The 21,246-nt window shown below is 73.0% G+C and carries 23 protein-coding genes; 6 read left to right on the forward strand and 17 right to left on the reverse strand.

The features are described from left to right. The first annotated feature begins 100 nt into the window (after positions 1-100). The gene (locus tag AC5WRL_RS12775; protein ID WP_496088572.1) at positions 101-1,468 is read left to right on the forward strand and encodes a COG1470 family protein; all 1,368 of its coding nucleotides are present in this window, start codon (positions 101-103) and stop codon (positions 1,466-1,468) included. A gap of 7 nt (positions 1,469-1,475) precedes the next feature. On the opposite strand, the gene AC5WRL_RS12780 is transcribed toward AC5WRL_RS12775, so the two are convergent. The 4 genes from AC5WRL_RS12780 to AC5WRL_RS12795 all read right to left on the reverse strand — a co-directional run bounded on the left by AC5WRL_RS12780 (position 1,476) and on the right by AC5WRL_RS12795 (position 5,717). Beyond that, positions 1,476-2,279 (reverse strand): eCIS core domain-containing protein, encoded by an 804-nt coding sequence (locus tag AC5WRL_RS12780; RefSeq protein ID WP_496088573.1) that lies wholly within the window; start codon positions 2,277-2,279, stop codon positions 1,476-1,478. Positions 2,280-2,422: 143 nt separating this feature from the next. Continuing rightward, complete coding sequence (locus tag AC5WRL_RS12785; RefSeq protein WP_496088574.1) at positions 2,423-3,505, reverse strand: enoyl-CoA hydratase/isomerase family protein; 1,083 nt, start codon at positions 3,503-3,505, stop codon at positions 2,423-2,425. Positions 3,506-3,516: 11 nt separating this feature from the next. Then, complete coding sequence (locus AC5WRL_RS12790; RefSeq protein WP_496088575.1) at positions 3,517-4,872, reverse strand: aspartate aminotransferase family protein; 1,356 nt, start codon at positions 4,870-4,872, stop codon at positions 3,517-3,519. Continuing rightward, on the reverse strand, positions 4,869-5,717 hold the full coding sequence (locus tag AC5WRL_RS12795; RefSeq protein WP_496088576.1) for a nitrilase-related carbon-nitrogen hydrolase: 849 nt from the start codon (positions 5,715-5,717) through the stop codon (positions 4,869-4,871). The genes AC5WRL_RS12790 and AC5WRL_RS12795 overlap by 4 nt, the downstream gene beginning before the upstream one ends. A gap of 199 nt (positions 5,718-5,916) precedes the next feature. On the opposite strand from AC5WRL_RS12795, the gene AC5WRL_RS12800 reads away from it, so the two are divergent. Continuing rightward, positions 5,917-6,660: a hypothetical protein gene (locus AC5WRL_RS12800; protein WP_496088577.1), complete on the forward strand. Its 744-nt coding sequence runs from the start codon at positions 5,917-5,919 to the stop codon at positions 6,658-6,660. Positions 6,661-6,715: 55 nt separating this feature from the next. After that, positions 6,716-7,486 (forward strand): GntR family transcriptional regulator, encoded by a 771-nt coding sequence (locus AC5WRL_RS12805; RefSeq protein ID WP_496088578.1) that lies wholly within the window; start codon positions 6,716-6,718, stop codon positions 7,484-7,486. Between the two features lie 34 nt (positions 7,487-7,520). Here AC5WRL_RS12805 and AC5WRL_RS12810 read toward each other — a convergent pair whose 3' ends face one another. The 11 genes from AC5WRL_RS12810 to AC5WRL_RS12860 form a co-directional block, all read right to left on the reverse strand. Next, positions 7,521-7,979 carry a DUF6278 family protein gene (locus AC5WRL_RS12810; protein ID WP_496088579.1) on the reverse strand — a complete coding sequence of 153 codons (459 nt, stop codon included), beginning with the start codon at positions 7,977-7,979 and terminating at the stop codon, positions 7,521-7,523. Positions 7,980-8,091: 112 nt separating this feature from the next. Continuing rightward, positions 8,092-8,871, reverse strand: a complete 780-nt coding sequence (locus AC5WRL_RS12815) for an exodeoxyribonuclease III (RefSeq protein ID WP_496088580.1) — start codon at positions 8,869-8,871, stop codon at positions 8,092-8,094. 31 nt (positions 8,872-8,902) lie between these two features. Then, positions 8,903-9,553 carry an MBL fold metallo-hydrolase gene (locus AC5WRL_RS12820; RefSeq protein WP_496088581.1) on the reverse strand — a complete coding sequence of 217 codons (651 nt, stop codon included), beginning with the start codon at positions 9,551-9,553 and terminating at the stop codon, positions 8,903-8,905. Between the two features lie 139 nt (positions 9,554-9,692). Next, positions 9,693-10,544, reverse strand: a complete 852-nt coding sequence (gene pssA, locus AC5WRL_RS12825; RefSeq protein WP_496088582.1) for a CDP-diacylglycerol--serine O-phosphatidyltransferase — start codon at positions 10,542-10,544, stop codon at positions 9,693-9,695. Further along, positions 10,531-11,163: a phosphatidylserine decarboxylase gene (locus AC5WRL_RS12830; protein WP_496088583.1), complete on the reverse strand. Its 633-nt coding sequence runs from the start codon at positions 11,161-11,163 to the stop codon at positions 10,531-10,533. Before AC5WRL_RS12830 ends, pssA begins: the two co-directional genes overlap by 14 nt. Before the next feature lie 358 nt (positions 11,164-11,521). After that, positions 11,522-12,511, reverse strand: coding sequence for an HpcH/HpaI aldolase/citrate lyase family protein (locus AC5WRL_RS12835; RefSeq protein WP_496088584.1), 990 nt, complete (start codon positions 12,509-12,511; stop codon positions 11,522-11,524). Positions 12,512-12,563: 52 nt separating this feature from the next. Further along, on the reverse strand, positions 12,564-13,358 hold the full coding sequence (locus AC5WRL_RS12840; RefSeq protein WP_496088585.1) for a TetR family transcriptional regulator: 795 nt from the start codon (positions 13,356-13,358) through the stop codon (positions 12,564-12,566). 57 nt (positions 13,359-13,415) lie between these two features. Then, positions 13,416-13,946, reverse strand: a complete 531-nt coding sequence (locus tag AC5WRL_RS12845; protein ID WP_496088586.1) for a GNAT family N-acetyltransferase — start codon at positions 13,944-13,946, stop codon at positions 13,416-13,418. Then, positions 13,943-14,614: an L-2-amino-thiazoline-4-carboxylic acid hydrolase gene (locus AC5WRL_RS12850; protein ID WP_496088587.1), complete on the reverse strand. Its 672-nt coding sequence runs from the start codon at positions 14,612-14,614 to the stop codon at positions 13,943-13,945. The genes AC5WRL_RS12845 and AC5WRL_RS12850 overlap by 4 nt, the downstream gene beginning before the upstream one ends. 155 nt (positions 14,615-14,769) lie before the next feature. Then, positions 14,770-16,857, reverse strand: coding sequence for a beta-galactosidase (locus AC5WRL_RS12855; protein WP_496088588.1), 2,088 nt, complete (start codon positions 16,855-16,857; stop codon positions 14,770-14,772). 168 nt (positions 16,858-17,025) lie between these two features. Then, the gene (locus AC5WRL_RS12860) at positions 17,026-17,622 is read right to left on the reverse strand and encodes a TIGR03086 family metal-binding protein (protein WP_496088589.1); all 597 of its coding nucleotides are present in this window, start codon (positions 17,620-17,622) and stop codon (positions 17,026-17,028) included. Between the two features lie 63 nt (positions 17,623-17,685). Here AC5WRL_RS12860 and AC5WRL_RS12865 point away from each other — a divergent pair, with 63 nt between their 5' ends. Further along, positions 17,686-18,510, forward strand: coding sequence for a DUF6597 domain-containing transcriptional factor (locus tag AC5WRL_RS12865; protein ID WP_496088590.1), 825 nt, complete (start codon positions 17,686-17,688; stop codon positions 18,508-18,510). Here AC5WRL_RS12865 and AC5WRL_RS12870 read toward each other — a convergent pair. Next, a complete protein-coding gene (locus AC5WRL_RS12870; RefSeq protein ID WP_496088591.1) occupies positions 18,468-19,301 on the reverse strand; it encodes an endonuclease/exonuclease/phosphatase family protein in 834 nt (277 codons plus the stop codon). The genes AC5WRL_RS12865 and AC5WRL_RS12870 overlap by 43 nt on opposite strands. Before the next feature lie 23 nt (positions 19,302-19,324). Between AC5WRL_RS12870 and AC5WRL_RS12875 the strand changes: the two genes are divergently transcribed. Then, positions 19,325-20,044 (forward strand): HAD family hydrolase, encoded by a 720-nt coding sequence (locus tag AC5WRL_RS12875; protein WP_496088592.1) that lies wholly within the window; start codon positions 19,325-19,327, stop codon positions 20,042-20,044. Positions 20,045-20,048: 4 nt separating this feature from the next. Here AC5WRL_RS12875 and AC5WRL_RS12880 read toward each other — a convergent pair whose 3' ends face one another. Continuing rightward, positions 20,049-20,234, reverse strand: coding sequence for a hypothetical protein (locus tag AC5WRL_RS12880; protein ID WP_496088593.1), 186 nt, complete (start codon positions 20,232-20,234; stop codon positions 20,049-20,051). Positions 20,235-20,307: 73 nt separating this feature from the next. Here AC5WRL_RS12880 and AC5WRL_RS12885 point away from each other — a divergent pair, with 73 nt between their 5' ends. Further along, entirely contained in the window at positions 20,308-21,231 is a 924-nt protein-coding gene (locus AC5WRL_RS12885) for a LysR family transcriptional regulator (RefSeq protein WP_496088594.1), read from the forward strand. Positions 21,232-21,246 lie beyond the last annotated feature (15 nt).

The following is a 21,246-nucleotide window of genomic DNA, read 5'->3' on the forward strand; positions in this document are numbered from 1 at the left end:
CCGGCGCAGCCACGATGGCTGGGAGCGAACGCCATGTTGCCCAAAAGTGTTCCTTTACGGTCGCTCCCCGACCATCCACCCGCCCCCTACCGTGCCCGTTATGACCGTGTCAGCGAGCTTGGACGAGTCGCCCGTCGCCGTGTCCCCCGGTGACGAGGCCGGCCTCCCCGTACGGGTGCTGAACTCCGGCACCATCGTCGAAGAGGTCCGATTCGAGGTGGTCGGGCCCTGTGCCGCCTGGACCACGGTCGAGCCGGAAACCCTCTCCCTGTACCCGGGATCCACGGGCACCGCCGTGCTCCGGCTGCGCCCGCCGCGCGATCCCGGCATCGCCCCGGGGCCCACGCCCCTCGGCCTGCGGATCACCCACACCAGCGACGACGGCCGCCCCCAGGTGCCCGAACGCACCATCACCGTGCAGCCGTACACGGACATCACCGCCGAACTGCTGCCGCGCGGCTCCCAGGGCCGGCTGCGCGGCCGGCACCGGATCGCCGTCGACAACCGGGGCAACATCCCCACCACCCTGAACCTCAGCACCCAGCAGTCCACCGACCGGGCCCGCCCGGTCTTCGAACCCGCCGCCCTCACCATCCCGCCCGGCCAGGCCCAGTTCGCCAGGCTGAAGATCAAGCCCGCCAAGCGGGTGTGGCGCGGTGCCGCCGTGACCCACCCCTTCCAAGCGGTCGTCAGTACGGCGCCGCCCGAGTTCCCCGACATCGCCGACGCGCCACCGCCGGCGGCCGAACCCGTGGTCCTGGACGGCGTGTACGAGCAGCAGGCCATCATCCCGCAGTGGCTGCCGCGCGCCCTGATCGCCGTCGTCCTCATCGGCGCGCTGCTCACCGGCCTGTGGTTCACGGTGCTGCGGCCCACCGTACGGTCCGCCGCCCGGGAGGCCGTCCCCGACGCCGTGCAGGACGTCATCGAGAGCCTCGAACCCGGCGACGCCGGCGGATTGACCACCGACGGGCCGGACGGCGGGGCCGACACCGGGGCCGGCGGTGCCGGTGGCGGCGGCGGTGACCCGGCCGGGCAGGACGCCGGCGGCGCGGACGGCGGCGGTGGCTCACCCGCGCCCGGCGAGCCCGGCGGCCCCGGGCTGCCCACCAGCGCCCGCGTCGAGGTACGGGACGGGCCCGGCGGCGGCGCGACCACCCGCAGCGCGTACGAGGTGCCCGGCGGCATGACCTTCCAGCTGACCGACATCGTGGTGCAGAACCCGCAGGGCGACGCCGGCGATCTGACCATCTCCAGCCAGGGCGCCCCGCTGCTCACCCTCGCCCTGGAGAACTTCCGCGACACCGACTACCACTTCGTCACCCCGATCGCGGTACCGGCGGGCGAGGAGATCACCATCACCCTCAACTGCCGCGAGGTGGGCCGCCCGGTGGCCAGCAGCGCGCCCTCCGAGTGCTCGGAGGCGCTGTTCCTGTCCGGCACGCTCACCGCGCTGCCGGAGAACTGAGCCGAGGTTACGGGGCGTCCCCGGGCGCCTCGTCCTCTTCCTCCTCCTCGGCCGCCCGCTGGACGAAAGAGCCCTGCACATCCGCCGGTTCCTCGTCCTCCCCCTCGTCCTCCTCCGAACGCTGTACGGCCGGCGCCAACCCCGGATCCGGCGTCGCCTGGGCCACCTCGGCGGCGGGGGAGGACGGCGCCGGCTCCGCCATCGCCCGCTCGGCGTTGGCCACCGCCTCCCGCTCATAGCGGTCCGACGGATCGCTCACCCGGATGCCGCCCGCCGCCTCCGTGCCGTCCACCGGGCCGCCGCGCTGCTGGATCACATGGGTCAGCTCGTGCGCCAGCATGGTGCGGCCCGCGTCCGAGCCGGGGGAGTACGCGTCGCGCTGGAACACCACGTCGTTGCCGACCGTATAGGCGTGCGCGCCCACCTCCTTGGCCGAGTCATGGGCCCGGGAGTCCGTGTGCACCCGGACATCGGAGAAGTCGGCCCCCAGCCGTGCCTCCATGTCCGACCTGGTGTCGCTGTCCAGCGGGCTTCCGCCGCCCGAACCCACCACCTCGTGCACCGCGGAGCGGCCACCGCCGGCCTCCTCCTCGCCCGGGCCCTCCGTCTCCCGTTGCAGCATCGCGCCCACCGCGCTGTTGCCGACCGCGCGTTGCAGGGTGCCCATGCCGCCCGCGCCGACCACATCGGGGCGCCCGGCGACGGCCGCCCGGAACAGTTTCGGCAGCGCCTCGTCCCGCTGCGGCGTATCGTGCCGGCCGCCGGTCGCGGCCGAATCCTCGAACTCGTTTCCCTGCTCATGCGCGCGCATCGCCGGCTCCTCGGCCCTCGGCGGCCACTCGAATCCCTTCCAGCGTCGGCCCCGCGACCGGCACCGTCCAGGGGCGCCGAGCCCTGGCCGGCACAGGCATCGGGCAGGGTCCGCTGCACCAACGGGCAACCCGGCGAACCCCGTTACCCGGGCACCCCCGCGAACCAACCCGCCACATCGACCTCATCCAGCCGTTCCGGCCGCCAGCGTGGTGTCTGATCCTTGTCGACCAGCAGCGCCCGCACCCCCTCGGCGAAGTCATGGCCGCGTGCCACCCGGCCGGCCAGCATCAACTCCCGCTCCAGGCAGGCCGCCAGCCCCGCACTGGCCGCCCCCCGCGCCAGCAGCTCGCAGGTCAGCCACAGACTGGTGGGGGAGAAGCCCCGCACCAGCTCCAGGGTGTCGCGCGCCCACGCACCGGGCTCGGCGGCCAGCCGCGCCACGATCTCCGTCGGGCGCGGATCCGCGAAGCAGCTCTCGATCATTGCCCGTTGCTCCGCCCACTCGGGGCCGGCCGGGGGTGCCGGGCGGGCGAACCGTTCCACCGCCGCCAGTATCGTCCCACCGCCCTCGTTCCCACGGCCCTCGTCCCCAGCGGCCGTCCGCAACGACGCCTCCAGGGAGGGAAGTCCCGCCTGCGGTACGAAGTGGGTGGCCAGGCCGCAGTCCAGCGCCCGCGCCGCGTCGAGCCGCGCCCCGGTCAGGCCCAGATACCGGCCCAGCGGCCCGCCGAGCCGGGGCAGGAACCAACTCGCCCCGACATCGGGGAAGAACCCGATCCTGGTCTCCGGCATCGCGAACACCGCCCGCTCGGTCACCACCCGCACCGAGCCGTGCACCGAGATCCCCAGACCGCCGCCCATCACCAGGCCGTCGATCAGCGAGACATACGGCTTGGGGAACTCCGCGATCCGGGCGTTGAGCGCGTACTCGGCGGCGTAGAACGCGTCCGCCGCCTCCGGCGCTCCCGCCAGCACGGCCTCCCGTACCGCCCGTACGTCCCCGCCCGCGCAGAACGCCCGGGGCGAGGAACTGCGCAGCAGCACCCCGCCCACCCCGGGATCGTCCCGCCACTGCTCCAGCGCCGAGGCGATCCCCGACACCATCGGGGCGGTCAGGGCGTTCAGCGCGGCCGGGCGATCCAGCGTGAGCACGCCGACTTCGCCGGCCGTGACGTCCCGCCGTACGTGCTCCGTCACTTGTTCCGTTCCCGGTTCCCGTTCCATGGGGCCTCACCCTAAGGGCGCCCGCCGGACCCCCCTTCGGCCTTCACCTCGGCCTTCACCTCGGCCTCCACCCCGGCCAGCGCCGCCACCAGCAGCTCCGCCCCCTCCCGCGCCTCCTCCTCGGTCAGGCTCAGCGGCGGCGCGATCCGCAGCACGCCGGCGCCCGGCCCGCCGCCCTTGCCGATCAGCAGCCCGGCCGCCCGCGCCCGCTCCAGCACCAGGCCCGCCAGCGCCGCATCCGGCTCATCGCTCCCCGGCCGCACCAGCTCCACGCCGATCATCAGACCGCGCCCGCGTACCTCCCGTACCAGCCCCAGCCGCTCCGTCCCGGCCACCAGCCGCTCGCGGAGCACCGCCCCCACCCGCCGGGCGTTGGACTGAAGGTCGTGATCCAGCAGATAGCCCAGATTCGCCAGCCCGGCCGCCATCGTCACCGGGCTCCCGCCGAAGGTCGAAATGGAGTTGGCGTCCAGGGCGTTCATGATCCCGGCCCGCCCCACCACACCCCCGATCGACATCCCGTTCCCGATCCCCTTCGCGAAGGTCAGCAGATCCGGCGGCCCGGCCGCCCCGTGCGCCTGCCAGCCCCAGAAGTGGTCGCCGGTACGGCCCCACCCGGTCTGCACCTCGTCGCTGATCCACACGATCCCCTCCCGCTCCAGCACCCGCCGGAACGCCGCGAACAGACCGTCGGGCCCCGAGGTGAAGCCGCCCACGCCCTGCACGGGTTCGGCGATCAGCGCCGCCACCCCGGCCGGCCGGGTGTGCGCCAGCATGTCCTCCAGGTCCGCCACCGCCGCCGCGATGAACGCGTCGTCCGACAGCCCCGCGTACGGGCCCCGGCTCCGTACACTCCCGTGCACGTACAGCGTCTGCAACGGCGACAGCGTGGTCGGGGTCCAGCCCGCGTTCCCCGTGAGGCCCACGGTGGCGAAGGACCGCCCGTGGTAGCTGTTGCGCATCGCCAGCACCTGATTGGCGCCCCCGCGATACGCCGACGCCAGCAGCAGCGCCGTGTCGTTCGCCTCGGTCCCGGAGGTCGTGAAGAACACCCGGGCGTCCTCGATCCCGGACAGATCCGCGATCCGCTCCGCCAACTCCACCATCGGGCGGCTCAGATACAGCGTCGAGCTGTGCACCAGCCGCGCCGCCTGCTCGCTGACGGCCTTCGCCACCTCCGGCAGCGCGTGCGCCGTCATCGTCGTCAGGATGCCGCCGAAGAAGTCCAGATAGCGGTTGCCGTCCGCGTCCCACACATGCCGGCGGGCGCCGTGGGTGAGCTCCAATGGCCGTTCGTAGTACAGCGCCAGCCACTGCGGCAGTACGGCGCGGTGCCGCTCGTACAGCGATCCGGTGCCCGCGCTCATGGCCGCACCAGTCCCTCGTACGCGTCCGGCCGCCGGTCCCGGTAGAAGGCCCACTGCTGCCGCACCTCCTCGATCAGCGCGAAATCCAGGTCACGCACCAGGAGTTCCTCCTTCTTGTCGCCGGCCACCGCGCCCACGAACTGCCCGCGCGGATCGACGAAGTAGCTGGTGCCGTAGAAGTCGTTGCTGCCGTACTCCTCCGTGCCCACCCGGTTGATCGCCGCCACGAAGTACGCGTTCGCCACGGCCGCCGCCGGCTGCTCAAGCTGCCACAGATGCGCCGACAGACCGCGCGATGTGGCCGACGGATTGTATACGAGCTGGGCCCCGGCGAGCCCCAACGCCCGCCACCCCTCCGGGAAGTGCCGGTCGTAGCAGATGTACACCCCGATCCGCCCCGCCGCCGTGTCGAACACCGGCCACCCCAGATTCCCCGGGCGGAAGTAGAACTTCTCCCAGAAGCCGGGCAGTTGCGGAATGTGATGCTTGCGGTACTTGCCCAGCACCGTACCGTCGGCGTCGATCACGGCGGCCGTGTTGTAGTAGTGGCCGGCGTCCGCCACCTCGAAGACCGGCGCCACGATCACCAGGCCCGTCTCCCGCGCCAGCGACCGCAGCCGCCCGACGGTCGGGCCCTGCGGCACCGGCTCCGCCCACCGGTAGTGCTCCACCTCCTGCACCTGGCAGAAGTACGGGGCATTGAACACCTCCTGGAAGCCGATCACCCGCGCCCCGGCCCGGGCCGCCTCGCGCGCGTACTCCTCGTGCTTGGTGATCATCGACTCGGTGTCGCCGGTCCAGGCGGCCTGCACCAGCGCGGCGCGCACGACGTCAGCATCAGCCATCAGCTGCTCCTGTGGATGGGGCGATGGACACGCGTAGCGAGCGGGTCCGGTGCGACGTTAAGATCCGTCACGCACTGTGGCAAGGGCATCAGCGTTACGTCGCCGAATCCGCCGGGTTTCCCACCCCGCTGCCCCCTGCCCGCTCCGTTCCGCCCGGGGGGTCGAGGATCGTCACACCCCGCCGGTAGAGTCCCCGCCCATGACGGAAGACGCCCGCACCCTCGTGATCGCGGTCGCCGCGACCGCACTCGCCGCCATCGCCCTGGGCTGGTTCGCCCGCAGCCGGCTCAGCGCCCTCGCCCACCGCCGCCGGCAGGAATTCTTCGGCCTGCCCGACAACTCCGAATGCGTGCTGGTGGTCAGCCGCGACACCGGCACGGACGGCGCGGTCGCCCGCAACGATGTCATGGCCCTGCTCGAACTCTCCGCCGTGATACGGAACTGCGGCGCCCGCGCCCAGCTGATATCCGGGGAGACCGCCCGGCAGGGCTTCGGGGAGCGCACCGAATTCTGCCTCGGCAGCCCGGTGGCGAACCGCCGCTCGGCCGCCCACCTCCACAGCCTGCTGCCCGGAGTCTCCGTCAACACGGACGCCGACCCGGGACCCGACCGGGGGGCGTTCGTCATCGGCAGCGAGCGCTACCGGCTGGAGAACGGCTCCGTCGAACACGTCCTGCTCGCCCGCCTCACCGCAGGCCAGGAGGGCCGCCCGGTCTTCCTCGCCTGCGGCCAGCGCTCCATCACCCACCAGGCCGCCGCCCGCTATCTGGCCCGGCACAACGCCCGCCTCAGCCGCAAGTACGGCGCCGGCGGCACCTTCGTCCTGCTGCTGAAAGTGGTCAACTCCCAGGCGTACGGCCCCGATGTGGTCGAGCTCGTCAAGGACGTCACCCGGGTCGCCACCGTCCCCCAGCCCAAGCTCACCAGGAGTAAGGACCTCTGACCGCGCGTGACATAGTGACGTAGCCTGGACGTCGGCGGCGGAAAGGATGATGAGGATGGGCGACGCCCGGCCGGTATATCAGCGCATCGCGGATGACCTGCGGCAACAGATCGACGAGGGCACCCTTCCGGTGGGGGCGCGCATCCCCTCCCGCGCCGAGCTCAAACGCACCTACACCGCCAGCGACCAGACGGTGGACCGCGCCGTACGGGTGCTCAAGGCCGCCGGTTACGCCACCGGCCAGTTCGGGCGCGGCGTCTTCGTCAGCGACCGCGAACCGCTCGGCGTGCTCATCCGCTCCACCGGCGCCGTCGACACCCCGCTCGCCGCCCGCATCCAGATCCTGAGCGGCGCCGGGCACGGCGGCGAACACCCCGATCTGATCTGGGAAGCCACTTCCACGGCGGTCGCCGCCCCCGCCGAGATCGCCGTCCGGCTCGGCATCGGCGCCGGCGAACCCCTCATGTGCACCCAGTACGAATACCTGGCTGACCGCCGCCCGCTGCAACTCGCCACCAGCTGGGAGCCGCTGGCCCTCACCAAGGGCACCGATGTCCTGCACCCCGAGCGCGGCCCCTACGCCCGGCGCGGGGTACGCGGGCGGTTCGCGGCGATCGGCATCCGGATCGTGCGCGCCACCGAGACGGTCGCCTCCCGGCCCGCCACCGGCGCCGAGGCCGACGCGCTGGGCTGCTCGCCCGGCCAGTGCCTCACCGCCGTGCAGCGCACCCACTACGACGAGTACGACCGCGCCGTGGAGACCTCCGACACCGTGCTGCGCGGCGACCGCTGGCGGCTGGAGTACGCGATCGGCTTCGGCGGCTGAGGCTGCTGAGGTCAGCCGAGGCGCCCGAAGGGCCTCAGAACTCGGCGGACTCCGCGTACACCTGGCACAGTTCGGGCGCCCCGGTGTCCGCCCACTCATGACCGGCGCTCAGCACATCGACCCGCCGTCCCGACGCCATCACCACCACCGGACCGCCCCGCGCCCCCGGCGCCCAGCGCGCGCCCGGCACCGTACGGACGATCACCGTGCCCAGGTAAAGGCCCGCGTCCGTGCCCAGTCCCGCCAGCTCCTCCGGATCGTCCCGCCAGCGCGGCAGCAGCTGATCAAGCGCCTCCAGCGACTGCGGGGTGTCCCCGAGCACCACCCCGGCCGCCAGCGCCCGGGCCCGCAGCAGCTCGCACTCGGACAGCAGTTGCGCCACCCCCTCGGCATCGGCGTCGCTCCACGCGCCGTCCCCGGCCCGCTGACCGGGAGGGGTCCCCAGCCGGGGATCGGCCCGCTTGCGCCAGTTGTCCAGGAAAGGGATATTCATGGGCTTCAGCGTCCCACCCGGGGCCCGGCGGGCACCACAGGGCCACACCCGTCTTCTTGTTCGTTCCCGGATTGTCCCCCGCTCGCCGTAGCCGCCCGCCCGGCCCCGCCCCTCACAGCTCCAGGTCCACCACCACCGGCGCGTGGTCCGAGGCGCCCTTGCCCTTGCGTTCCTCCCGGTCCACGTACGCGTCCTTCACCCCGCCCGCGAACGCCGCGTTGCCCAGCACCAGATCGATGCGCATGCCCCGGTTCTTCGGGAAACCCAGCGCCCGGTAGTCCCAGTAGGTGAACGGCCGGTCGTACTTCAGCGGGCGCGGCAGCACATCGGACAGCCCCGTACCGCGCAGCTCCGCCAGCGCCTCCCGCTCGGCGGCCGTCACATGCGTCGCCCCCTCGAACGCCGAGATGTCCCACACGTCCTCGTCCGCCGGCGCGATGTTGAAGTCGCCCAGCACCGCGAACGGCCGTCCCGCCGCCGCGTCCGCGCGCACCGCCTCCCGCAGCGCCGCCAGCCAGCGCAGCTTGTACGCGTAGTGCGGGTGGCCCACCTCCCGCCCGTTGGGCACATACACCGACCACACCCGTACCCCGTCACAGGTCGCGGCCACCGCGCGCGGCTCGGTCAGCCCGTCGTACTCCGGCCCGCCGGGCAGCCCGGTCACCGGCTCGGAGACGCCGATCCGGGAGATCACCGCCACCCCGTTCCAGCGGCCCCCGGCGTGCACCGCGGCCTCGTAGCCCAGCGCCCGCAGCTGGTCGGTCGGAAACGCCTCGGCGGCGCACTTCAGCTCCTGGAGACACAGCACATCGGTGCCGCTGCTCTCCAGCCAGGCCAGCAGGCGCGGCAGCCGCGCCGTGATCGAGTTGATGTTCCAGGTGGCGATGCGCATCGAATCGGGGTCTCTCTCGCAGGTCTGGGTCTCAGATGGTGGTGGACTCGCCCGGCGCCAGCCGCGCGTACACGGTCGCGCCGCCGAGCCCCGGACCCTGCGGCCCCAGATTGCGGCCGTAGACCGCGAGCCCGGCGTCGTTCAGCAGCCCGTCGTGGACCGCGAGGGCCTGCCCGGCCCCGACCTCGCGCGCGTACTCCAGGACCTCGGAGAACTTGTTCCACGGGGCGTGCAGGGGCAGCAGCAGGGTGGATACGGGGCGCTCGGGCACCGTCAGCGCGTCACCGGGGTGGAAGACCTCGCCGTCCACCAGGAAGCCGATATTGGTGATCCGCGGCATATCGGGGTGGATCACCGCGTGCAGCTCCCCGTACACCTCGACCCCGAAGCCGGCCGCCGTGAAGCTGTCGCCGTGCCCCACGGTGCGCACCCGGCCCGGGAAGGCCGCCGACAGCCGCTCGGCCACGCTGCGCAGCGTCCACAGCTCGGTGGCCGGGGCGGCCTCCAGCGCGGTACGCAGCCGGCCCTCGTCGAAGTGGTCCGGGTGCTCGTGGGTGACCAGGATGGCATCGGCGCCCAGCGCCGCGTCCGCCTCGCTGAAGCCGCCGGGGTCGATGACAAGCACCCGGCCGTCGTCCCGGGTGAGCCGGACACAGGAGTGCCCCTTCTTGGTGAGCCGCATGCCCGCCATTGTGCTACGGCCCACTGACAGCCGGTCGCGCGACGCTCCCCGCACGCGCCAGGGGGCCCGGGTGACCGGTCGGTCACCCGGGCCCCCTGGCCCCGCTCCGCTGCTTTCCCGCTCTCCGCCCGCGGCCCTGCTACGACCGGGCCTCGGCCCGGGCCTCGCGCCGCAGATCGCGGAAGTTGTACACCCGCCGCACCATCGCGAACAGCGGGATCACCGCGCCCAGCACCAGCTGGAGCGAGCAGCCGGTCTGGAGCATGAGCTCGCCACCCGGCGCGTCGAAGGCCCACGCGGTCAGCAGCGCCATGCTCAGCACGATCCACGACAGCATCGCCCCGGCCAGCGGCCCGCGCGGCTTCGGGTACTCGACCCGGCTCACCATCAGCCAGGCCACCCCGACGATCGCCAGCAGCGTCGGCCAGAACGGCAGCTCAAGCAGCACGATGGAGACCACCGTGAGCGCCCCGAAGGGGCTGGGCATGCCCTGGAAGACGCCGTCCGGCATGGTCACGCAGGAGAACCGGGCCAGCCGCAGCACCACCGCCAGCAGCACCGTGATCGCCGCCAGCGCGGCGACCGGTTCATGGGCGTCACCCACCACCATGCCCCATACCAGGACAAAGTAGGCGGGGGCCAGACCGAAGCTGATCAGGTCCGACAGATTGTCCAGCTCGGCGCCCATCGGCGAACTGCGCAGCTTCCGCGCCACCAGACCGTCGAACAGGTCGAAGACCGAGGCCAACAGCATCAGCAGCACGGCGGTCGCCGCGTTGTTCCGGACCACCCCGACATCGCCGCTGCCCGTCAGGTGCGGGATCAGCACGCCGGTGGTGGTGAAGTAGACCGCCAGAAAGCCACAGATGGCGTTCGACAGGGTCAGGGTGTCCGCTATCGACAGCCGCATCGACAGCGGAAGCTCATCCGCGTCGTCCTCGTCCGCCTCCGGCACCCAGGCGCTCTGCGCGCCGCGGTCAATCACGGTCAAGACGTGTCACCCCCGCTGTGGTCTTCTCGCCGACCTCGACCGCGGGCTCGATGCCCTCCGGGAGGTAGACATCCACCCGCGAGCCGAACCGGATCAGCCCGATCCGCTCGCCCTGCTCCACCTTGCAGCCCTGCGGCACGTACGGCACGATGCGGCGCGCGACGGCGCCGGCGATCTGCACCATCTCGATGTCGCCCAGCTCGCTGTCGAAGCGCCACACGACGCGCTCGTTGAACTCGCTCTCCTTGTCGAACGCCGGAACGTAACCGCCCGGTACGTGCTCCACGGAGGCCACGGTGCCGGCCACCGGCGCCCGGTTCACATGAACGTTCAACGGGCTCATGAAGATCGCGACCCGGGTGCGCCCGTCCTCCCACGGCATGATGCTCTGCACCACCCCGTCCGCCGGACAGATCACCCTGCCCTGCCCGATCTCCCGCTCCGGGTCGCGGAAGAACCACAGCATGCCCGCCGCCAGCGCGGTGGCCGGCACGGCGGCAGCCGCCCAGCGTCCGGAGTGGCGGGCCTTGGCGAGCGAAACGGCGGCCGTGGCCACCGTCGGCAGCAGCCACGGCGATGCGCCGCGGGCGAGGCGTACGGAGGAGGAGCGGAGCGGCATGGGAGACCTTCGTAGCGGGGAAAGCCGCGCATCCAGAAGCGGCGCGACTAAGCCGATGCTAGCGGCTTCGGACGGTAACTCGGCAAGCCAGCAGGCCGGGTGCGGCCTTAAGTCCTGTTCTGGCGTCGATCTGCGTGTCTCAATAATGCCCCGATAGAGGACATTCAGCCCTGGCCACCATACGGGAGAACGCGCTCGTACGGGAGAGGGGATTCTGGATCGCCCGGCGAATTCCGAGATGTACCGCGGCGCAGCGTGAGTTTCCACACGCACTACGTGATGCGGGGCCGGGGGATGTCCGGTCCCGCCATCATTTGGTAAAACCTCGCTCACCGTCCCGGACCGCCGCCCCGGGTGCTCAGGAGGCGACCGGCGGGGTGAAGGACGAGGTACGCGCCAGACCGGCCGCCCGGCCCTTCCCCGCGAGCACCAGCGCCATCTTCCGGCTGGCCTCGTCGATCATCTCCTCGCCCAGCATCGCCGCGCCCCGGGCCCCGCCCGCCGCCGAGGTCCAGTAGTCATAGGCGTCCAGAATCAGCTCGGCGTGGTCGTAATCCTCCTGGGAGGGCGAGAAGATCTCGTTCGCCGCCGCGATCTGGTCCGGATGGAGCACCCACTTCCCGTCGAACCCGAGCGCCGCCGACCGGCCGGCCACCTCGCGGAACCCGTCCGGATTGCGGATCTGGAGATAGGGGCCGTCGATCGCCTGGAGACCGTGCGCGCGGGCCGCCATCAGAATCCGCATCAGGATGTAGTGATAGGCGTCCGCCGGATAACCGGGCGGCTGTTCGCCGACCACCAGTGACTTCATATTGATGGATGCCATGAAGTCGGCCGGGCCGAACACCAGGGACTCCAGCCGGGGCGAGGCCGCCGCGATCACATCGGCGTTGACCAGGCCACGCGCGTCCTCGATCTGCGCCTCGATGCCGATCCGTCCGACCTCAAGGCCCACCGTGCGCTCGACCTGGGTCAGCAGCAGGTCCAGCGCCCGTACCTGCTCGGCGTCCTGCGTCTTCGGCAGCAGCAGCGCGTCCAGGTGCGCGCCCGCGCCCTCGACGACCGTGATCACATCCCGGTATGTCCACGGCGTGGTCCAGTCGTTGACCCGCACCACCCGCGTTCTGCCGCCCCACTCACCCTCGTTGAGCGCCGCGACCACGGCCTGCCGGGCGCCCTCCTTGGCGAGCGGCGCGACGGCGTCCTCCAGATCGAGGAAGACCGCGTCGGCCGGCAGCCCCTGTGCCTTCTCCAGAAACCGGGGATTGCTGCCCGGTACGGCCAGCACGGAGCGGCGGGAGCGCTGGGGGCGCTGGGGGTGCTGCCCCAGGGAGCCGGGGACGGTCATACGGGTCTCCAGAGGGAAGGGAGAGGAGAGAAGCGGACGACACGAGGGACGGTCAGCGGCGGCAGTCGCGCAGGGCCTGCTCGATGGTGCGCATGACCTCGTCCAGCGGGGCATCGGTACGGGCCACCGTGACCAGCACCTCGCCGCCACCGGCGGCCGGCGCCACCTCGGCGGTCGCCGCCGGGGGAGCCGGGGCGGCGGCGCTGCTTGTGGTGCCGCCCGCGAACACCGGCAGCGAGCCGAAGGTGCTCCGGACGATCGTGAAGGCGTGCTCCAGCTCCGCCTCCACATCGCCCTGCCCGCCCCGGCGCAGCCAGCGGCGCAGCACGTGATTGTGCGCCGTCACCACGGAGGAGGCGGCCACCTCGGCGAGCAGCGGTTCGTCCCCGTTGTGCGAGTTCTCGTCGAACCTGGCCAGCAGATAGCGGGTGAACAGCCGCTCGTACCGGGCCACCGAGGCGATCTCGCGCTCGCGCAGCGCCGGGACCTCGCGGGTCAGCTTGTAGCGCTCGACGGACACGGCCGGGGAGGCCGCGTACATCTTCATGACCTCCTTGATGCCCCGGCAGATCGTGTCGATCGGGTTCTCCCGCTCGGGGGCGGCCTCCAGGACCTCCTCGGCGCGCACCAGGGTGTCGTCGTGGTCGGGGAAGATCGCCTCTTCCTTGGAGCGGAAGTGCCGGAAGAAGGTTCTGCGGGCCACCCCGGCGGTCGCGGCGATCTCGTCGACCGTGGTCGCCGCGTAGCCTTTCGTGGCGAACAGCTCCATGGCGGCGGCGGCCAGCGCCCGGCGCACCTTCAGGCGCTGGGAGATCTGCGGACGGTCTGACTTGACGGGCTGAGCCATGCAAGCGAACGTACTCCATCCCCCCGCCCCCCGCTGACCATTGCCGATGCGGCGTCCTCAGCCTCGCGCGTACCGCACTTCCCGCACGGCGACCCCCTCGACGTCGAAGGACTGCCCGGCCCCGTCCGGGCTGAAGCCGGCCCGCTCGTAGAAGCGGCGCGCCGGGGTGTTGTCGCGCAGCACCCACAGCCGCACCCGGGGCATCCCGGCGGCGCGCAGCCGGGCCAGGGACGCCGCCAGCAGGGTGCGGCCGACACCCGTACCGATGAACTCGGGGAGCACGTACAGCGCGTACAGCTCGCCCCAGCCGGCGTCCGCCGGGCGGTACGGGCCCTGGCAGGCCCAGCCGATGATCCGGCGGCCGGGCGTGGGGCCGGGCGCCGGCGCCACCAGGTGAGTGGTGTGCGCCGGCGGCCGGGGGAGTGACCGCCGCAGGGCGGCGGCGTACGGTGCGGGGTCCATGGCGTCGAGGTACCCCTGGGGCATCAGGCCCCGGTACGCGTGCCGCCAGCCCTGGACCCGGAGCCGGGCGACCTCGTCCGTGTCCGCCTCGGTCATCTCCCTGATCTCTGTCATCTCTGTGGTCATCCCCTCATGGTGCGGTGGAAGTGGAAGGGGCAACGCGGGCCGCCCAGGCCGATGGTGGTGGGGCGGGTGAAGGCGAAGCCGTGCCGGTCGGGGTCGATGGCCCGGATCCAGTTGCCGTCGAAGGCGCACAGCACCGGGGTGAGTTCCGGCGCGCCCTGGGCCGCGAAGTAGTCGTGGTAGCCGCAGCGCACCACGTCGGCGAGGAACGCGCCCTCGTCGTCGCGGGGGTGCTCGAAGGTGAACTCCGCCCCGAAGTCGGTGTCCTCCCGGCCCCTGGCCACCGCGACCATCGTCGCGAAGGGGTCGGGGGCCGCGTCCAGCATGGCGCGGGTGCCCTCGGTGATGGCCGGGCCGAACGGCTCGGTGAACGCCGAGGTCAGCAGGGCCGGCAGCTCGGTGGCGGCCGGGACGCCGGGCGCCCGGGACGCCGACAGCGCCCGGTACGCGGCCAGGATGGCGGCGGTGTACTGGCGGTTGATCCGGGCCGGGGCGTCCGGCAGCCGGTCGGCGCCTCGGCCCGCCAGGTGCTCCCAGAGCGCCCGGGCGATGCCGGCCAGGTCGCGGCGCACGTCCTCGGCCACGCCCCGGTCGGCCAGGTCGTGGTCGAGCCGCTCGAAGAACGCCTCGATCAGGGCGATGGCGTCGGAATGTGCGGTGTGTTCTGACATGGAAGGTTGTCCTCCGGTCGGGCACACCCGCGAACCGGCCACCGCCGTCAGCCTGCCCGGCAGCGGCCTGCTCCGGGCATGCGAGCAGACCAGCGCGCTCCACCAACCACCGGCGCTGAACAATACGAACGCCGTCACCGTAACACCCGGGTGGGTCAGGCCGGTTCCCGCGCGCTCCGGGCGGCTCCACCACCGCCCCGTAGCACCGCCGCGCCGTAGCGGGGCAGCCGCAGCGGGCCGGTGACGGGGACCGGGGCCCCCGGCGGGAGTACGTTCACCGGGTCGGTCAGCCCCGGCGGCGGCTCCACGGTGACCTCGTGCGGGGTGTGGTTGAGCAGGAACAGATGCTCGGTACCGTCCGCGGCCCGCCGCCGGAACGCCTCCACCCCCTGGGGGGTGACCGGCCCCGGGGTGACCCCGGCGGCCCTCGCGGCGTCCAGGAGCAGCCTGCGCAGCGTGTCGGGGTCGGGCGAGGTGCCCAGATAGCCGGCCGCTCCGGCGCCGAAGCGGTGCCGGGTGGCGGCCGGCCGCCGCGCCAGGTCGCCGCCCGTGTAGACCAGCAGCGGCTCGGCCCCCTCCGGCACGATGACGTCCTGCCAGTCGGTGGCCGTGCCGCCCCCGCTCAGCGGGTGGCTCTCGCCCTCCTGGAGCGGGTTGAAGTCGTCGACGGTCAGGCCCAGCAGTTCGCGGAACGCGCCGGGATGGCCGCCGGTGCGCACCCGGTCGTACTCGTCCACGATGCCCGAGAAGTAGGACATGAACAGCTGCCCGCCGTCCCGTACGTACCCGGTGAGGTTCGCCGCGTCCGCGTCGTTCACCAGATACAGGTTGGGGGCGATCACCAGCCGGTACGCGCCGAGGTCGGCGTCCGGGCGGACGAAGTCCACCGGGATGTTGGCGCCCCACAGCGGCCGGTAGTGGTTCAGCACCTGGTCGGTGAAGCGCAGCGCGTCGGAGGGGTGGTCGGGGCCCTCCAGCGCCCACCAGTTCTCCCAGTCCCACACCACCGCCACCTCGGCGCGGTCGCACCGCCCGCCGGCCAGCTCGCGCAGCGCCGCCACCTGCTCGCCGAGCGCGGTCACTTCGCCCCAGGTACGGGTCTGGGTCCCGCCGTGCGGCAGCATCGCCGAGTGGAAGCGTTCGGCGCCGGCCCGGGAGGCGCGCCACTGGAAGAACATCACCGAGTCCGCGCCGCGCGCGACGGCTTGCAGGGCCCGTACCCGCAACTGTCCCTCGGGACGGGCGGAGTTGCGGCCGCCGGTGAGGTTGGCGCCGGTGGCGGATTCCATGAGCAGCCATGGCCGGCCGCCGCGCAGCGAGCGCATGAGGTCGAAGTTGTACGCCGCCCGCAGCTGCCCCTCGGTGTCCCACGGCTTGGGGTAGACGTCGATGGAGACGATGTCCTCCGCAGCTGCCCAGCGCCAGTAGTCCAGGTGTTTGAAGGACCCCATGAAGTTGGTGGTGACCGGCAGTTCGGGGGTGTGGCGGCGGACGATGTCGCGTTCGGCGGTGAACAGCTCCCGGTTGGCGGCGTCGCTGAACCGCCAGAAGTCCAGCAGCTGGCCGGGGTTGGGCCCGGAGATCAGCCGGGAGCGGGGGGCCGGGGTGCCGATGTGGTCGAAGGAGTCGTAGCGCTGGCCCCAGAAGGCGGTGCCCCATGCCTCGTTGAGGGCGTCGATGGTGCCGTACCGGGCCGCGAGCCAGCGGCGGAAGTGGGCGGTGGAGACCGCGCAGTGGCAGCCGTAGCCGATGTACTCGTTGCCGATGTGCCACATGGCGAGCGCCGGATGGGAGGCGTAGCGGCGCGCGAGCCGTTCGGTGATGCGCGCCGCGTGGTGGCGGAACACCGGTGAGGAGGGGCAGTAGTGGCAGCGGGCGCCGAACGCGACCCGGCGGCCCTCGCCGTCCACCGGCAGCGTCTCGGGGTGTTCGTGCGCCAGCCAGGAGGGTGGGGCGGCGGTCGGGGTGGCGAGGTCGACGCCGATGCCCGCCTCGGCGAGCAGGCCGAGCACCTCGTCCAGCCAGTCGAACCGGTAGACGCCGGGGCGTGGTTCCAGCAGCCCCCAGGAGAACACCCCCACGGTGACCAGGTTGACCCCGGCTTCCCGCATGAGCCGTATGTCCTCGCGCCACACTCCGGCCGGCCACTGCTCGGGGTTGTAGTCGCCGCCGTAGGCCAGGCCGCCGCCCAGGCGTTGCCGTAGCCCGGCCAGTCGTTCATCGGCGCTGTGGGTAGGGGGCACAGGATCTCCTCGCCGTTGGCTTCTGAGTCGGCATGTTGGATTATGTGCCAAGGTGATGACGTCATCCACCCCCTGGTCCCACCGCGGCAGCGGCGCCGCGATCAGCTCCGCCGCGGCCCTCCCGCCGCACCGCGCCGCACCCCCGCCCCGGGCGGCCCGCGGCCGTACCTACCGCCCGATCCGCCCGCCGCTCCGGTACGGATCGCGGCCGGTGGCCCCCAGCAGCGCCTCGAAGGCGGTCGCCCCGGCCGGTACCGGCACCGGCTCGTCCATGACCTTCATCGAGCGCCCGGTCGGGCCGATCTCCGCCACCAGCCCGGCGCACGCCGCGACCGCCGCCGGGTCCGGCTCGTACGGCTGCCCGGTGGCGATCGCCAGGTCCCAGCCGTGCACGGTCAGATCCAGCAGCGCCATCGCGGCCACCGTCGGCGCCGGCAGCCGCATCGCCCCGGCCTCGCCGTCCAGCGCGCCGGGCGCCGCCCACGCCGCCGCCAGCCGCTCCGCCGCCACCGGGAACAGGTCCCGCCACCCCGGATCGGCGCCGACCAGATCCGGTGCGGTGCCGAACTCCGCCGGGCGCCGCTCCGCCAGGTTCTGGAACTGGACGATCACCTGGAAGAGATGGTTCAGCAGCTCGCGTACGGTGTACGCGGTGCACGGGGTGGGGTCCCCGAGCCGGTCGTCGGCGATGCCGCGCACCACGGGGGCGGTGCGCCGCGCCGCCTCGGTCAGCAGGGTGTCCATGGAAGGAGTCACAGTCGTCATACCGGCGACGCTAGGCGCCGCTGACCTGCGGCGGCTTGAAAAAACACGACATACGATCGGACCATGCCGGCCGAGCCGAGACGCGACACCCGGGGCATCGTGGACGCCGCCGGGCTCTTCGCACGGGTCCGGTTCCGCCGCCGGCTGCCCGAGGCGGCGGCGCTGCGCCCGTACATCGAGCACTACTGGCTCATCGACTGGACCGACCTGCCCCAGCCGTACCTCACCCAGGTCGTGCCGCACCCGTCCGTGAACCTCGTCTTCCAGCGGTACGGGGCCGCTCCCGGCTTCGGCGAGCTGGCCGGCATCGGGCTCGCTCTGTTCACCCAGCGGTTGGCGGGCAGCGGGCGGGTGTGCGGCGTACAGTTCCGGCCCGGCGGCTTCCGGCCCTTCGCGCCGCACGAGCCGGTCGCGCACTGGACCGGGCGCCGGCTGCCGTACGGCACGGCCGGCGAGGCGGCGGCGGTCCTCGGCCCGGACGAGGAGGTCGGGCGGGTCGCCGCCCTCGACGCCCTGCTGCTCGGCCGGGGCCCGCACCCCGACCTGCGGGCGCGGGAGGCGATGGCGCTCGCGGACCGGATCCGCACCGACCGCACCGTGCGCCGGGTGGCGGCCCTCGCCCGCGACGCCGGGCTGTCGGTGCGCACCCTGCAACGGCTGTTCGCGGACTGGGTCGGGGTGTCGCCCAAGTGGTGCATCCTGCGGTATCGCGTCCACGACGCCCTGGAACGCGCCGAGCGGGACACCGGGGTGGACTGGGCGGCGCTCGCCGCCGACCTCGGCTACAGCGATCAGGCCCATCTCGTACGGGACTTCACCGCCACCGTGGGCGTACCCCCGGCCGCCTACGCCGCCGGCGCCGCCAACTCGGCCAGCACGGCGAAGTGATCGGAGGGCCACACTCCGTCCACCGGTCCGTCCCCGGCGCGGCGCACCGACCGCACCCGGCCGGTGCCGTCGTGGGCCGGCGGCCCGGTGTGGATGTAGTCGACCCGGATGCTCAGCCCAAGTCCCGCCGCGAGATAGGGGTTGACGGTGTCCCAGGTGGCCGACGGCTGCCCCGGGTCGGCGTACCGCCAGGCGTCCAGCAGCATCTGCCCCGGCACGGCGGGCGCGGTGAGCCGGCCGCCGAACAGCCGGATCTCGTCCGAGTCCGGCTCCGCGTTGAAGTCCCCGGTGACCACCGGCGGGAACGCCCCGCCGCCGCGCCGGTCCGCCACCGCCCGGGCCAGCGCCCGTACCTGGGCGCAGCGCACCGCCGAGCCGGCCGGACCCGAGTGCAGATGGGTGGTGAAGAACGGCACCGGGCCGCCGGGGGCGGCGATCCGCGCGTACAGCGCCATCCGGCCCTCGTCGGGGCCGTCGCCGCGCGGCAGCGGCACCGCCGCCGACTCCTCGATCGGCCACCGGCTGAGCACCGCGAGCCCCACCCCGAGCCCGGGCGGGGCGGTGGCCGGGATCCGCTCGCGCCAGTGCGGCGGCAGCGTGGCCGGGGCCCAGGCGAGGTGCATGCCGAGGTCGTCGGCGAGGCGCTGCGCGAGATGGCCTTCCCGGGTGGACCAGACCTCCTGGAGGCCGCAGATGTCGGGCCGTTCGGCGCGCAGCACCGCCGTGATCGCCTCCTGCCGCCGCTCCCAGGGGCCGAATCTCCACCACAGATTCCACGTCAGAATGCGCACGGCCCGATGGTACGGTCCGGGACATGCTGACAGGGGCGGACATCCGGGCCGTGGTGTGGGACATCGACGACACCATCTTCGACTACTCGGGGGCGAGCGAGGCGGGCGCACTGAGCCACTTCGCCGCCGAGGGGCTGCCCGCCACCGCCGCCGAGGCCGCCCGCTGGGAGGCGGTGATGCGGGAGCACTACGCCCGCTATCTGGCGGGCGAACTGGCCTTCGGGGAGCAGCGGCTGGAGCGGGTACGGGACTTCCTGGGCGAGCCCGGGCTGCCCGACGAGGCGGCGCAGGCGTGGTTCGACCGGTTCAGTGTCCGGATGGAGGCGGCCTGGCGGCTGTACCCGGATGTGCTGCCGGCGCTGGAGGCGCTCACCCCGCGCTACCGGCACGGGCTGCTGTCCAACTCCAACCTCGACCACCAGGACGACAAGCTGCGCCGGCTCGGGGTGCGGGACCGCTTCGAGATGCTGCTGTGCTCGGAGCAGCTGGGGCACGCCAAGCCGGCGCCGGAGGCGTTCCGGGCGGCGTGTGAGGCGATGGGTCTGGCGGCGGGGGAGGTGGCGTACGTCGGGGATCAGCGGGTCACGGACGCGGAGGCGGCGACGGCGGCCGGGCTGCACGGCATCTGGCTGGACCGGACGGAATCGGGTGGTACGTCGGAGACGGGGGTGGGGGTGGGGGTGCACCGGGTCACGACCTTGCTGGCCCTGCCCGGTCTGCTGGCGGCGCTGGGCGGCAGGTGAGCGGTCAGCGGCGCGGGGCGCCGCCGCCGGTGGTGGTGGTGCGGGGGAGCGCGCCGGGGGTGTGGGGGTAGAGCGTCATCCGGGGATGGCCGTCGGCGTCGCGGGTCCACACGACGGTGCCCTCGCTGGTGAGATGACGGGAGATCACGGTCTCTTCGGACGCTTCGGGGCGGTTCACGGAGGTCGTCATGGCTCCAGTGTCGAGCCGGCCGACCGTTCGCGTCCATTGCATGTTTCCCCGTGTCTCCGTGCAGAATTATTGAATGATTGATCTGCGTCGGGTTCAGGTGCTCAGAGCCGTCCACCAGCACGGCACCGTCACCGCGGCGGCGACGGCGCTGCATCTGACCCCCTCGGCCGTGTCCCACCATCTGCGCGAGCTGTCCCGCGAGCTGAAGGTGCGGCTCATCGAGCCACAGGGCCGTGGGATCCGGCTCACCGGCGCGGCGTACGTGGTCATCGAGCACGGCGACGCCATGGTGGCCCGCTGGGAGCAGGCGGAGGCGGCGCTGGAGTCCTACCGCGCCGGCCACGCGGGCCTGCTGCGGATCTGCGGCTTCCCCAGCGCGGTGGCCGCCCTGATCGGCCCGGCCGCCGCCCGGCTGCGGGTCTCCCACCCGGAGCTGCGGGTGGAGGTCAGCGAGTGCGAGACCCCGGCCGGCTTCGACCTGCTGATGGCCACCGACGCCGACATCGCCGTACTCGCCCCGTCCGAGGACTTCCCGCACCCCGGCGACTCCCGCTTCGACCAGCGCGCCCTGCTGGACGAGCCGCTCGACCTGCTCGTCCCGGCCGGCCACCCGCTGGCGGAGCGTACGGGGGGCGTGCGGCTGGAGGACACGGCGCGCGAGGACTGGATCCTGCCGGCGCCCGGCAGCTGCGATCACCACCAGCGGGTGGTGGTCTTCTGCGCGGTGGCCGGCTTCACCCCCAAGGTCACCCACTACGTGAAGGAGTGGATGGCGACCTCGGCCATGGTCGGCGCCGGCCTGGGCATCTCCCTGGTGCCCCGCCTGGTCCCGTTCCCGGCCGGCCACCAGGTGGCACGCGTCCCCCTGGCGGGCGCCCCGCCCCTCACCCGCCGCATCCTGACCTGCGTCCGCGAAGGCAGCCGCGACCACCCCCTCATCCACCACGGCCTGACCGCCCTGAAAGCGGTGGCGGAGGCGGCGTTCGCGGTCCGCTGAGGGTGGCTGCCGGGG

The organism is Streptomyces sp. NTD107 (assembly GCF_059510435.1).